Here is a 13,047-nt window from a genome sequence, read left to right as displayed (position 1 = left end):
CAACTGTGTGGAACGAGGAGGGCGGGTGAGCAAGCGATACTGCCAAGCCGGGGGTGGGATCGACGCGGGCAAGGTCCATCGCTGGGCGGTGTTGGTTGACGAGACCGGGGGGACGCTCTGGTCCAAAAAGATCGACATCGATGAGACGGCGATCACGACCGCGCTCGGCGAGATACTCGACGTGGCGAATGAGGTCCACTGGGCGGTGGCCATCTCCGGAACGGCACCTGCTCTGCTGCTGGCCCTGCTCGCCGCCCACGGCCAGCAGGCTGTCTACGTGCCCGGTCGTACAGTCAACCGCATGGCTGGCGCCTACCGTGGTGAAGCCAAGACCGATGCGCGCGGCGCCTACCTCAACGCGGAAACTGCCCGCCGCCGTTGTCGTACGCGGCTGATGCTCGCCGACGCCTACACAGGGTGCTCTACCTGTCCGCGCATACCAGTATCGTCCGCGAAGGTCCGAACAGGGACGCCTACCTCAAGAAGCGTGGTGAGGGCTGGAAGCACGTGCAGGCCGTTATCGCGCTCGCTCGCCGACGCGCCAGTGTCCTGTGGGCCCTCCTACGCGACAACCGGGCCTTCACCCCTCTCGCGCCGGCCATGCGATGAGAATCGTTGAGAATCGATCGAGGCAGACTGGCTCCCAGTTGCGTCGGGGACGGCAGACCCACATTCTGGGATCTCCGTCGCCTGCGGTTCGCCTGTTCACCGCTGTCGCTCAGCTCGTCACCACCGATCGGCGATGAATCCTCTGCCTTGCCCGCCACTGGCCCTGGACCCGCGAGGCCACCGCCGCCCCTGGGTGGGCTCACCCTTATGCCAACCCCCAGCTGACGCCTACTCGACGCGACGGACGGGCCGCCCGATGCACCGCAGGCGGGCGCCGAAGGTAAACGACTGCGGCTCAAGCCGGCGGGTCATCAAAAAGGGTCGAGGTTGCCCAGTTTCGGGCAGGTTCTAATAATCCCGCTGAAGTAGATAGAAGGGATATTTAGTGCGTATTGGAAGAGGCGCACAAAGCGGCTAATGGCTCGCAGGTCCCCAGTGGATGGGTAGCGGGTTTGGGTCAGCAACCGACTCTTTGTCGATCGATTACCTTTACTGGCTGCGGCTCGTGACCTGCGAGGAGTCCACCGCCCGACCGTGCAAGCCTCGCCGTTCATAGCGGATTTTAAGTCAAGGTCATGACGACCTGGTGATTTCGGTCGCTCGATCAGCAATGATCGCTGGAGGTCGCAAGCAGAGCCTCAATCACGGGTGGTTGGTTATTAGCGGACGTGATTTCAAAACACGGCGTTCGGTCATCCGGAAAGAGCTCTCACGTGACTCACTTCCTGTCATTTCTGCCTGTCCCCCATGTGTGGGGAAAAGGAGGAAAAATGTCACAGCAGGTACTCGAGTATTCCGCCGAACAGATCGCTGCCGCCAACAAGGTAGCCCGCACGATGGAATCCCTCATCGAGCGCCTCGGCTCCGACGAGGACTTCACCGCGCACCTGGCCAACAACCCGCGTGAGGCTCTCGAAGGCTCGGGAATGCTGATGGAGAAGGAGGCCGTCGAGGTCCTGATGGCGACCAGCCCGGAGCGTTTCGACGAGCTCTGTGAGAAGCTGTTCGACCTCGTCGACGACGAGTTCCTGCACATGATGACGACGCCCTCCTGCGGCTGATCCGTATCAGGGCGCACAGGAGTCGACACGTCGTGCCGACGTGTCTGCGAGGTTCCTGGCGTGCGGGGTGAGCGGCCCACGGATGGGGGCAGGCTGCCTGCTGTGGCTTGCCCCCGTTGTGCCGCTGCCCGTCATTGAGCAGAGCCTTTGAGAGGACGGAGATGGTCCGCGTCGCACTGGTCAATTTGGCCAGCCTCCCCATGCCTGGCAACGAGCCGATCTTCCCGATCGGTCTGCGGTGCGTTCAAGACGCCCTCGACTCCGCAGGTCATCAGACTCGGTTGATCGATTTCGTCGAGGATCCGTCAGCTGTAGACGACCTCTCCTGGGTTGCGGAACCCTGGGATGCTATCGGGTTCACCATTCGCAACATCGACCCCATCGAGATCTCTTGCGACAGTCATGTCGAGCACTACGAGCGCTTCCTCGGTCGAGTGCGCGCAGCCCTGGACGGTCACGGCCGGCATCCCCTTCTGGTTGGCGGAGGTCCGGGATACAGCCTCTTCGCCGATCAGTTGCTGGCTCGGCTGGGGTTCGACGTGGGTGTCATCGGCCCTGGCGAACAGGTCATGCTCGACATTCTCGACGCCCCGGAGCAGTACCGCAGGCTCGGCAAGAACATCACAGGGCGTCGCTATGGCGGTTTTATGACGAAGGCGCTGAGGCATCCGAAGTCCCTTATGGAGGTTTACTCACATTTCGAAGGGGCCATGATCGGACTAGAGACGCGTCGGAAAACGTGTTACCAGGGGTGTGTCTACTGCCCTTACGCATATATCAATGGCGACAACGGTGGCGACTTGAAGCCGCTGGAGCTCATTGCTGAGGAGCTCCGCGCCATCCACGCCTCGGGTATCCGCCGCGTCTTCTTCACCGACGGGATATTCAACAGTGAACTCCGCTATGCCAAGGAAGTTGTCGGGCTTCTCACGGAGTTGAACCTGCCAGGGCTGACCTGGTCAGCGTACTTCACGCCCAAGCCGTTCGACGATGAATTCGCTGAACTACTCGCCGGAAGTAAGGTTGAGTTCGTCGTCATCTCCCCGGACAGTCTCGACGACCATGTCATGAAGCTCCTTGGGAAGACTTTTGACACTCGGCATGTGGATCGGTGCCTCGAACGCTGCCGGCGGCATGGCATTCCAGCTCGCGTGAACATCGTCTTCGGCGGTCCGGGAGAGGACCGCGAGAGCGTTCGAAACAGCATCCAGTACGTCAACTCAAAGCTGGAAGACGGTGAACTGGTTATGCACGTCGGCTACCGCGTTCTGCCTCAGACCGGTATGGCCAGACAGCTCGGCATTCCTGACGGCGACTTGCTTGCTCCGACGTTCTATCCGTTCCATTCTGAAACGTTTTCGTGGATCATTCAGGATCTAGACAACCGCTTCATGCCGCCCGAAGCGCTTTTCAACCTCATGGCGGCCCGCAGCTCCAGCAAACGCATGGCCAAAGTCCCTCTCCCGGCGCACTCGCATCAGCCGGCGCCCACGGAGTTCTCTTACCTCGCGCTGAGCCGGCAATTGCCCCTCGCATGACCGTTACCGAGGCAGGTGATTGCTCATGAGGGTCGGCCGAGTGCGTCGGCTCACGACGTCGGACACTGACGAGATCCTTCGGATCGTCGAACTCGAAGAACTGGACACCGTGGCTCTTACGCGGGAGCTGGCGGCCGGGGATGACTACCTCTGGGTGGGGCTAGACTCCCCCGCTGGTGGTCTGGGCGCAGTACATCGCAGCATGAGATGGGGGAATCACCTCCTACTCAAGGGCGTGTTCGTCGACGAGCCTCTGCGTGGCAGCGGAGCGGCTCTGGAGCTAGCCTTCGCGCTGCGCGACGCCGCGCGTAATCGTGGGTACGCTGGCCTTGCCGCTTGGGTCGAACCGCACAAGCCAGAGGCCGGGCTGGCACACATGCTGCGGTTGCGAGCGACCGGGCCGATGATCCACCGCTTTGATGTGCCGGTGCCGGGAGACGGCCTGGCCGTCGCAGCTCCTGCCCACAGCACCGGCAGGCTAGTGGTGGACCTACCGGACTCGGTGCGATCTGCCCCATTGATGGGCGATCTTTTGAGCGGTGACTCGCTGACGGCCGTGTGCTGGGTCCTCGACCGCCATCGCTTGGTGTTGAGCGGCTTCCCTTCGCACTCTGTCTCAGACCTCCACCTCGTGATCGCGGCTGCAGGGCCGCTGGCGCGATCCCAGGGTGCGAGTTTCGTGGAGTTCCCAGTACCTGCGGCAGACCTGTCAGCCGCGTTCACCCTGGCTGCGCTCAAGGCGCGCCGCCTCAGCCGGACACCCGTCCGGCTCGGACGTCTGGACTTCGATACCGGGCGCCATGCCACGGATCGCCAGGAAAGGAGAGAAGCTGCGCATGATGCCGCATGAGGCACGTGCACTGTGTCTGCACCCCGACCTGGACAAGGCACATGCTCAACTCAGCCGTCACGACATCGGTGCGGCGCGGTTGCGGAATCTGCTGGGCAGCGCCGATGAGAGCGAGTGGAGTGCTCGGTCGACAACGGTGGAGCTCTTCGATGAGTTCGGCCGACGCACCGACATGGCCGTGTACGTACCGCCCTACCGCCCCGGCCGACGACTCGGCGCCCTGATCGTCCTCCATGGAGCCGGCGGCAGTGGAGAGCACGTGCTGCCCTACTTCACCGCACTTGGGGACAGACTGTCGATGGCTGTCGTCGCACCGACTGCCCAGCAGCCCATGCAAGCGGCGCACAACCTCGACCTCGCCGGCATCTTCGGTAGTCGTTTCCGCATGCCTCGTTGGGACCTGGACGGCCGGGACTTCCCGCTCGCTGCCCTGCGGTGGGCCTTGGTCGAGCTGGGTGCAGACCCCAACCGCTGCGTTCTAACCGGCATTTCCATGGGTGGGTTGGCGACCTGGAACTTGAGCATGCGTTTTTGGCACTCTTTCGCCGCGGCCGTCCCGCTCAACGGAGCTCTATCTATCTGGGAGTCGTTCGGAACCGACGCGCGGGCCAGGTTCCTGCTGCCCAACACGCTTTCGCTTCCTCTCTTCGTGGTGCATGGTGCCAAAGACGAGCGTATTCCAGCGAAGTTCGACCGCGAGTCCGTCCGCACCCTGCGGGGTCTCGCCCACCCGAATCTGGAATACGTGGAGGTCCCGGCGGGCGCTCACGGCTTGGATACACTCGGACTGGCGGTTGGCAGCCCGCTGTTCCACCAACTCGAGCGCTGGCTCGGCCCGGCGAGCCGTCCCAATAAGCTGGCCGAGATCCGCCACCGAGCCAGTGAGGACGCACATGGCCGCGCTCACTGGGTGGGTCTCGAGGGCGTCACACCCCAGCAGACCGCGAACGTCCATGCACGATGGACCGCCTTGAACCGGATCGACATCAAAGCGAGCGGCGCCCGCCGAGTCGCGCTGTATCTACGCGGAGATGGACTCTCCCCGGGTGACACGGTCAGGGTAACGGTCAATGGCGTTACTGCATCGGTGCGTTTTACACCGGACCTGGCGACCGTCCACCACACCTTCCGCGAGACTGCGGATCCGGGACTGGTCGCTGAACAGGTCGTTCGCTTCGACGTACCTGAGGCCCACGGCGACGAGCCGACTGAACGGACCAATCGAACGAGGTGTCGCGTTGCTGACTCGATCTGAAATACGGTCGTATCTCACGGCCAGGGGCCCTGCCCAGGAAGAGCTATTCGCCGAGGCGCGGCGGCTGCGGGAAGAGCACTTCGGATCGACCGTGATTTTGCGCGGTGTCATCGAAGTTACCAATGTGTGCCGCGTGAACTGCGACTACTGCCCCATGCGCCGTGACAACATGCGCGAGAACGACCGCTACTTCATGAGCAGCGACGACATCCTTGAGCGGGCGCGCGAGATCCGGAACGCTGGAATCGACATCATTCTCCTCCAAGGTGGCGAGACACCACGAAATCTCGCCACGATCGAGGACGCCATCCCGCGCATACGCGAGCTGTTCGATGGCCGTGTCGAAATTCTTCTCAACCTTGGCAATATGCGGCGGAGCCAGTACGAGCGACTGAGGAACCTGGGGGCCATGAGCTACATCCTCAAACATGAGACGAGCGACCCCCGCCTGCACGAGGCCGTACGCCACGAGTCGCTGGACGAACGCCTGCGCTGCATGCGGGATCTGCTTGACCTTGGCTACCGGGTGGGCACTGGTCTGATCTCCAGCCTGCCGGGTCAGACCCTGGACAGCATCGTCGACGACATTGAGTTGGCGGAAGCGCTGGGTGTCCACATGTGCAGCGTCGCTCCCTTCGTGCCCGCGCCGAACACACCTCTGCAGCTTGAACCCGCTGGATCGAACGAGCTCGCGCTCAACACGATCGCAGTCCTCCGGTTGCACCGGCCACAGATGCTCATCCCGTCCGTGAGCGCCCTGGAGAAGACGTCGACCGGCGGGCAATCCCGTGGGCTGGCCGCCGGCGCCAACGTCATGACAGTGAACTTCACCGGTGACATCGACCGGCAGCGTTACCTGATTTACGGAAAGGATCGCTTCGTTGTGAAGAAGCGGTATGCCGAGGACTTGGCCCAAGCATCGGGCCTGCGCATCCGGGGCTCGGTGTTCCTGGGACCTGACGCGCGAGATGGCGTTCGGGTCGGGGGGAGTGCAGGTCGAAGGGACATATCGTGAGTACACACTCCGTGACGTCGACCAACTTCAAACGCTTCTGGTTCGGCCAGACACTCTCCCAGTTTGGGACACGCATCGGCACTCTCGGCCTGTCCGTGACCGCCGTCGAACTCCTCGATGCGACCACTCGGCAGGTCGGTGTGCTCGCCGCAGCGTCCACCGTCTGCTACCTGGTCATCGGCCTTCCTGCTGGCGCCTGGGTGGACCGGATGCTCAAGCGCAAGACGATGATGTGGGCGGCTCTTACCCGTTGCGTCACCATCTGCGTGATCCCGGTTCTCTGGCTTACGGGGGACTTGCGGATCGAGGTGCTCTACGCCGTTGCTGTCGTTGTGGGCGTGGTGACTGTCTTCTTCGACGTCGCCTACCAGTCGTACGTGCCCGTCCTGGTGCCCGAGGACGACATCGCGGCTGCCAATGGCCGTTTAGAGGCCACAGCGCAGGTGTCTACTCTCGGCGGGCCGGCACTGGCCGGACTGCTCATGCGGGTCGTCAGCGCCCCGGTCGTGATGCTCGTGGACGCCATCATGTACCTCGCCAGCTTCCTGTGTCTCAGCATGACCAAGGACGATGAGCAGAAGCCCGCATCGGCGGCACGGGCCAAGGGCCATTTGTTGGCGGACATAGGGGAGGGCCTACGCTTCGTGCGGGATCAACCGGTCATCCGGCGGCTGGCGGCCTCCGTTGGGGTGTCCAACTTCTTCGCCACCGTGGTCTCCACATTGGTGCCCGTCTTGGTCATGCGCACCATCGGCTTTGACTCCTTCATGCTCGGGCTCATCATGACCTGCGGGGCAGCCGGCGGCGTGGTGGGGGCACTGCTCGCCCCCAAGGCACGGCAGCGCTTCAGCGCTGGCACCGTGATGTCCTGCGGCCTGCTGATGGCTGCGCTTTTCGGCGTTGCCAACCCCCTGGCGGGCGCTGTCGCCACCCACAGCAAGATCCTTGCAGGAGCAGTCCTGCTGATCGGTGAATTCGGCCTGGTGATGGGTGCGTTGCTCTTCAACGTGACTCAGGTCAGTCTCCGGCAGACGCTCTGCCCCAAGAATCTCCTCGGCCGGATGAACGCTTCCCTTCGCTTCGTCATCTGGGGCAGCATGCCGCTGGCGTCGCTGGTGGCGGGCTGGCTCGGCTCGGCGATCGGTGTCGTCCCCACGCTGTGGATCGGCGTGGTTGGCAGCGTGGCAACGGTCTTGCCCATCCTCACCATCGACAGGGTCATGGCTACCACCTCCCGTCCGGTGGAGGCCCAGGAACCGGAGGCAGTTCGGTGACCCTGCGGAGTCGGCAGGACCTGGTGACGCGCATCCTGGCGTCCAACGTCCAGGTCAACGGTGAGCGCATCAACGGTGCCGGATCCTCCTTCGACAACCTTTGCGACTGCCTGGACCGGGCCGGGGTGCGCTTCGGTGACATTGTGGTGCTGAGCGGACTGCAAGGTCGTGACCTGGTGGTCGCAGCTTTGGCGGTCTGGCAGTTGAACGCGGTGCCCATGCCGGCCCCTGAGCCCCCTCCCGGCGAGCAGGCCACCCAAGCCCTCCTCAGCGCCTGTCGCGTGACCAAGGACCTGTCCGTGCTCCCGGCTGCTCCAGGCCACCGAGCCGATCCCCTGGACTCCACCGCGGTGATCCACATGAGTTCGGGCAGTACCGACCGTCCGAAGGTTGCCCGCCGCGGATTGAAGAGCGTGCTGATGGACGCGGAGGGCTACCGAGCGGGGCTGAGTCTGGCACCCGGAGACTGTGTGGCGGTTCCTGTCCCACTCATGCACTCCTTCGGCTGGGGGATTGCGGTCGGTGCGCTCCTCAGCGGATGTGACATCGACGTGACACCCTTCGTCCGAGCAGGCACGCTGGCCCGCAAGGCTGACTCGGGCGCCGTGTCGGTCCTTGCCCTGACCCCGCCCGTGGCCAGGTTGCTGGTCAAGACGCAGCGCCAGGGCGAATCCGTACCCCGTGCCGCGATGGCCGGTGCAGGCCCAGTCTCTGACGAACTTGACGGGGCTTTTCAAAAGCGGTTCGGAGTGCCGCTGCTGCGTGGGTATGGCTCCACGGAGACCGGCGGCACCCTCTTCGGAGACCGGGGGATGGGCATGCCGGTCCCAGGGGTTGACATCGTCGAGCCGTTGCCGGGCGAACGGGGAGAGCTTGTGCTGCGGCTGGCCGCGCCAATCGAGGGATATCTCGGCGACGATCAGGAGCCGCTGCGGGAATGGCGCACGGGAGACGTCGTTCGGCACGGCACCGACGGGTGCATAAACTTCGAGGAACGAGTCCGCGGGCCGCTCCGCCTCAACGGGAGATTCATCCGGGCCGACATCACCGAGCAGGTCCTGCGCTCCGTGCCGGGGGTGACGGATGTGTTCCTGCTGGTTCTCTCGCGCAGCGACAGCCCCGAGACCGAGGACCTCTACTCGGTGGTCGAAGGAACAGCCTCGGAGGAAGACCTGCTTGCTGCCCTGGCAGCGGCGCCAGCGCAGACACCGATTCCACGGATCGTTGTATGCGATCGGCTGCCCAGGACCACGGTAGGCAAACGAGACCGAGGCGCCCTGATCGAAACAGTACGGAAGGTGAGCAGGTGTGAGTAGTGCAGCACAGCTCCACACGTGCGAACTGCTGGTCGCCCGACTGATAGTGCGTGCCATGGGCCATCGCGGGATCGCTGCCCCGAAGCCTGAGGAACTGGTCGAAGATGCTGGGCTGCGGACCCGGGACCTCTCATTGTTCGGCCTGAGCTCGCTGGACTGGATCGGTCTCGCGACACAACTTGAGGAAACGATCGGCGCGGAGATCCCCGATCACGTGCTGATCAGTCCGGAGGACCGTTGTGTGGAGGGTTGGGCCAAAGCGGCACTAACCGCCCAGGCGGCGCAGGCCAGGGCTCCTCATCGGACCCATTGATCACGGAGGTGGGAGACGTGAAGGAAACACAGCGGGGACGGCGCTTCGTCATCATCGACGACTTCCTGAGTGCACAGCACTTCGCTGCAGCCCAGGACCTCATGGAGCGTACGGCGTTCACCTTGCGGGAGAGCGTCATTTCGACCGAGGACGGCCCGGCCTTCCGCTCAAGAGGCGTGCGCTTCGGACCGGACCTCGGAGCCACGGATGTCGGCGTACAGGCGCACGTCTACGAGCAACTGGCCCGCACAGCCCGTTCTTACAGTGACTTTTATGGCGAGTCGGGCACGGACTGGGACAAGATCACGTTGGCGTTCTGGAAGTACCCGGCTGGCAGTCGCCTGGGGTGGCACAACGATGCAGGGCTGGGCCGGCAGGGCGAGTTCATCCTTTTCCTCCACGACCGGTGGCGGCCGAGCTGGGGAGGCGAGTTGAAGCTGATCGACGAGGATCCGCAGCCGGTCGCCGCGGATGAGACGGCCGAGAGCGACCTGGTGCTGCGGATGGAGGCACGAATCGAACGCACCAAGACGAGTCCGGTTGCCATCATGCCGAAGCCGAACCGGCTGGTCATGGTGAAGGCGGACACCGTCCACACCATTGGACGGGTGGACCACACCGCCGGGGACGTATTGCGCCGTAGCCTCACAGGCTTCGTCTCGAAGAGCTCGACGCGTGAACGGACTCGGGCGAGCGCGCTGGAAAGCCTTAGCGCAATGCTCACCACGAACTGATCACCACCACCGGCACCCGTAGCAACGATCCGCTGATCAACGATTGTGGAGGCATAAATGCAACCGTGGCTTGCCGAGAGCCCGGCCTATCTGGAGCGGTGGATCGACGAGCAAGAGGTCGACCGTTCCTCGCTGGAACGGGTACTGAACGGCCTGAACATCGTCCTCCACGGCAAGGTGCTGGAGCACACCAGCGGCGGCCAAGAGCCGAACATCTTCGTTCCGGGCCTGTCCGAGATCGCCTGGTGGGACAACGAGCGCTTCCCTTGGATCGCCGACGTAGAAGCGGCCACGGAGGAAATCGCAGCGGAGTTCGAAAGCCTCGGCGGCCTAGTCGGCAAGCGGATCGTCTCCAATCCGACTGAACTCGCGGACGAGGGCCGGTGGTCGGCGCACTACCTCTACCACACAGCCAAGTCCTACCCCAGAAATCTCGAAGCCTGCCCGAAGACTGTGGAGGTACTCGCCCCCATTCCCGGGGCGCTGGGCTGCGGCATGACGTATTTCTCGGTCCTGGACCCGGGCACGCACATCGCAGCACACACGGGTTTCACGAACGCGCACTTGCGATGCCACCTCGGCCTGGTGACGCCTAAGGGTGCCCGCATTCGAGTCAGTGACGAGACTAGGGAATGGCACCGGGGCAAGGCGTTCGTCTTCGATGACTCCTACGAGCACGAGGTGTGGAACGACAGCTGCGAAGGTCGCGCAGTTCTGTTGTTCGACATTTGGCACCCAGACCTTACCGAGATCGAAATGCGAGCCATCTCGCACCTAATGGAGGTCTCACGAAAGCTGATTTATCGGAGCTTCTGGTCCAAAGAGTTTGTGTCTCGATGACATCTGGCCCCGGTCAGCGACGGACGCCCGGGCTCAGAGAACCGTCACAGCAGCTATAATCCCGGCCCCAACGGAGTGCAACTTTGCACGCCTTGCGAAGGTGGTGCGGGCACAGAAGAGCAAGGCACCGGCGGGCGGCCATGATGTCTGCCACCGGCTGAGCAGATGCTGATGGTCGCGGTGTACCACCGCACGATCTTGGTCATGCGCCAGCTCGGCTGGCAGTTCGGTTCTCCTCTTCCACTTTGTGCCGGGGCAATCCAACGACTGGGAGCGTTGCTCGCGCTCGGTTGTGTGGCAGGCATCCGTGGATGCCGCGAATCGATTGTAGATCGTGGACGGCACACTAATTCCGGCGTGTGCCCGAGTGTGGCGACCTCCCGCCGAAACTGCTGGTTCTCGGCGAGAGCGCAAATACCGTGGACCCCGACACCTGGCTGGGATCGCTGCCGCGACTGGTGCCCGGCACCACCGCGGACGCCCACGCACGGCGGACGTCCGGTTAGAGGTCGTCTCGATTGGTGGATCGAAGTCCGAGTGACCCGGCGGACTGCGCCTCTGGGCACTGGTGCGACGATGCGGAGATGCGCGACCACAATGAACTGATCAACGTCGACGACCCTGCATGGCCGCTCCTTCTTCAGGAGCTGTCCGGCACCGACGTACCAGTTGAAGTGCTGCCAGGCGATCCCGTGGCAGGCCGAGCCTCCCTGCTGCAACTACAGGTCTCCGCCCGGTCGAATTTGGGCGGCATCGTACTGAACTGTGGCGGTCTGCTCGTGGACGGTGGATGGCTTCGGATCTTTGGAAGCCGAGTGACGCCGGACTGTCTGGCCTGGCCGAGGTCAACGCGATGCCTTCGACATTCGATCCCTCATGGCGGCCTGGTGCTGGTCTCGTGGTTGCGTACGACGTGCTGGGCGGGGTCTTTGCCCTCAACGGGGGTAACCCCCGTGAGGCCGGTCGGCCCGGCGAGCCAGGCGAGATCCTCTACTTCGCCCCTGATGCGCTCGGCTGGGAGGCCTTGGGCGCTGGCCACTCGGCGTGGCTGTCTTGGATCTTCTCCGGAGGGCTCCAGGAGTTCTATGAAGGCCTGCGGTGGGACGGCTGGCGCAGTGAGGTCTCAGTGCTGGACGGTCGGCAGGGACTGTCGTTCTTCCCGCCGTTGTGGTCGGCTGAAGCCCGCCAGGATCTGTCGGCGACAAGCCGTCGCGCGGTGCCGATGGCGGAACTCCTTGGCGTGAGCCGCGACTCGTGCCTTCAGTTCGATGGCGCCGACCCGGGCTTCCTCGGAGTCGGATGAACCGGCTCACCCGTCCAGTCGCCGGTAGCAGATGAGGGTGGCGGCGATGCCGGCGAACGCGAGGAAGTGTTCGGCCGTGCGCTCGTAGCGGCGGTGCAGGCGGCGGCATCCAGCGAGCCAGGCCACGGTTCGTTCCACTGTCCAACGGTGGCGGCCCAGGCGCTGAGAGGATTCGATGCCCTTCCGGGCGATGCGCGGGGTGATGTTGCGGGAACGCAGCCACCTTCGCAGGTGGTCGTAGTCGTACCCCTTGTCGCCATGGAGTTTGCCAGGCCGTCGTCGACGTGGTCCGCGGCGGGAGCGGATGGGTGGGATGCCGCGGACGAGGGGTTCGAGGCCCTGGCTGTCGTGAGTATTCGCGCCGGAGATCCCGATCGAGAGGGGCAGACCGGATCGCTCGGTGATCAAGTGGATCTTTGAGCCCTTCTTGCCGCGATCTACGGGATTCGGACCTGTCAGGTCCCCCCTTTGAGGGCTCGCATGTTCACCGAGTCGACCGCGCACCTCGACCAGTCCAGATCCCCGCGTGCACCGAGTTCATCCAAGACAACGCGGTGGAGCTTGCCCCAAACCCTGGCTCGGCTCCACTCGGTGAACCGACGGTGCGCGGTCTGTCCAGACGGACCGAAGACCGGCGGCAGCTGCCGCCAGGTACAGCCCGTCGTGGCCACGAACATGATCGCCGCCAGCACCTCGCGATCCCCGTGCCGCCGGCGGCCACCGCCCTGCGGACGCACCGGAGCAGCCGGGACTACCCGCTGAAACAACTCCCACAACCCGTCCGGAACCAGACGCTCCACCCACGTCATCACAACAGCCAGCCTAGTGATCAAGCCAGTTGAGACGACCTCTAAGACGTCATCTCAATTGGCTCGGTAGGCTGTGGGCTGTGGCGGGGATCGTTGAGCGGCTGGTGCCGGATGAGTTGTGGGAGCTGTT

Annotated in this window: 12 protein-coding genes and 2 pseudogenes; 13 read left to right on the top strand and 1 reads right to left on the bottom strand. The window is 63.9% G+C overall.

What is annotated here, in order from left to right:
* Nucleotides 1-25: 25 nt before the first annotated feature.
* The 13 genes and pseudogenes from IE109_RS25535 to IE109_RS25480 all read left to right on the top strand — a co-directional run bounded on the left by IE109_RS25535 (nt 26) and on the right by IE109_RS25480 (nt 12,108).
* Nucleotides 26-609: pseudogene (locus tag IE109_RS25535) on the top strand (IS110 family transposase).
* Between the two features lie 770 nt (nt 610-1,379).
* A complete protein-coding gene (locus IE109_RS25530; protein WP_189553686.1) occupies nt 1,380-1,670 on the top strand; it encodes a hypothetical protein in 291 nt (96 codons plus the stop codon).
* A 161-nt stretch (nt 1,671-1,831) separates the two neighbouring features.
* Nucleotides 1,832-3,208, top strand: coding sequence for a B12-binding domain-containing radical SAM protein (locus IE109_RS25525; protein WP_189553685.1), 1,377 nt, complete (start codon nt 1,832-1,834; stop codon nt 3,206-3,208).
* 25 nt (nt 3,209-3,233) lie between these two features.
* Nucleotides 3,234-4,058: a GNAT family N-acetyltransferase gene (locus IE109_RS25520; protein ID WP_373297774.1), complete on the top strand. Its 825-nt coding sequence runs from the start codon at nt 3,234-3,236 to the stop codon at nt 4,056-4,058.
* Nucleotides 4,045-5,313, top strand: coding sequence for an alpha/beta hydrolase (locus tag IE109_RS25515; protein WP_189553683.1), 1,269 nt, complete (start codon nt 4,045-4,047; stop codon nt 5,311-5,313). The genes IE109_RS25520 and IE109_RS25515 overlap by 14 nt, the downstream gene beginning before the upstream one ends.
* Nucleotides 5,297-6,328 carry a biotin synthase BioB gene (locus tag IE109_RS25510; RefSeq protein WP_189553682.1) on the top strand — a complete coding sequence of 344 codons (1,032 nt, stop codon included), beginning with the start codon at nt 5,297-5,299 and terminating at the stop codon, nt 6,326-6,328. Before IE109_RS25515 ends, IE109_RS25510 begins: the two co-directional genes overlap by 17 nt.
* Nucleotides 6,329-6,339: 11 nt before the next feature.
* Complete coding sequence (locus IE109_RS25505) at nt 6,340-7,602, top strand: MFS transporter (RefSeq protein WP_189553681.1); 1,263 nt, start codon at nt 6,340-6,342, stop codon at nt 7,600-7,602.
* Nucleotides 7,603-7,625: 23 nt separating this feature from the next.
* Nucleotides 7,626-8,918 carry an AMP-binding protein gene (locus IE109_RS25500; RefSeq protein WP_189553680.1) on the top strand — a complete coding sequence of 431 codons (1,293 nt, stop codon included), beginning with the start codon at nt 7,626-7,628 and terminating at the stop codon, nt 8,916-8,918.
* Nucleotides 8,911-9,231, top strand: coding sequence for a phosphopantetheine-binding protein (locus tag IE109_RS25495; RefSeq protein ID WP_189553679.1), 321 nt, complete (start codon nt 8,911-8,913; stop codon nt 9,229-9,231). Before IE109_RS25500 ends, IE109_RS25495 begins: the two co-directional genes overlap by 8 nt.
* 17 nt (nt 9,232-9,248) lie before the next feature.
* Nucleotides 9,249-9,965: a 2OG-Fe(II) oxygenase gene (locus tag IE109_RS25490; RefSeq protein ID WP_189553678.1), complete on the top strand. Its 717-nt coding sequence runs from the start codon at nt 9,249-9,251 to the stop codon at nt 9,963-9,965.
* Between the two features lie 57 nt (nt 9,966-10,022).
* Nucleotides 10,023-10,805 (top strand): aspartyl/asparaginyl beta-hydroxylase domain-containing protein, encoded by a 783-nt coding sequence (locus IE109_RS25485; protein ID WP_189553677.1) that lies wholly within the window; start codon nt 10,023-10,025, stop codon nt 10,803-10,805.
* Between the two features lie 584 nt (nt 10,806-11,389).
* Nucleotides 11,390-11,560 (top strand): annotated as a pseudogene (locus IE109_RS33765) (DUF2625 family protein); the annotation flags it as partial.
* Between the two features lie 35 nt (nt 11,561-11,595).
* Nucleotides 11,596-12,108 carry a DUF2625 family protein gene (locus IE109_RS25480; RefSeq protein ID WP_268251486.1) on the top strand — a complete coding sequence of 171 codons (513 nt, stop codon included), beginning with the start codon at nt 11,596-11,598 and terminating at the stop codon, nt 12,106-12,108.
* 6 nt (nt 12,109-12,114) lie between these two features.
* Here the strand turns inward: IE109_RS25480 and IE109_RS25475 are convergent.
* A protein-coding gene (locus tag IE109_RS25475; protein ID WP_373297777.1) for an IS5 family transposase occupies nt 12,115-12,917 on the bottom strand; the annotation gives its coding sequence in 2 pieces (ribosomal slippage) (nt 12,115-12,566 and nt 12,566-12,917; 804 coding nt in all).
* Between the last annotated feature and the right edge of the window lie 130 nt (nt 12,918-13,047).

Origin of the sequence: Streptomyces lavendofoliae (genome assembly GCF_014649735.1) — a bacterium.
GTDB classification, from domain to species: domain Bacteria; phylum Actinomycetota; class Actinomycetes; order Streptomycetales; family Streptomycetaceae; genus Streptomyces; species Streptomyces lavendofoliae.
The sequence above is the reverse complement of the archived record's forward strand: the minus strand, read 5'-3'. Positions and strand labels throughout refer to the sequence as shown.

Coding starts and splice junctions, on each gene's coding strand:
- IE109_RS25530 (WP_189553686.1), top strand. CDS start 1,380: ATGTCACAGCAGGTACTCGAGTATTCCGCCGAACAGATCGCTGCCGCC.
- IE109_RS25525 (WP_189553685.1), top strand. CDS start 1,832: ATGGTCCGCGTCGCACTGGTCAATTTGGCCAGCCTCCCCATGCCTGGC.
- IE109_RS25520 (WP_373297774.1), top strand. CDS start 3,234: ATGAGGGTCGGCCGAGTGCGTCGGCTCACGACGTCGGACACTGACGAG.
- IE109_RS25515 (WP_189553683.1), top strand. CDS start 4,045: ATGATGCCGCATGAGGCACGTGCACTGTGTCTGCACCCCGACCTGGAC.
- IE109_RS25485 (WP_189553677.1), top strand. CDS start 10,023: ATGCAACCGTGGCTTGCCGAGAGCCCGGCCTATCTGGAGCGGTGGATC.
- IE109_RS25480 (WP_268251486.1), top strand. CDS start 11,596: ATGGCTTCGGATCTTTGGAAGCCGAGTGACGCCGGACTGTCTGGCCTG.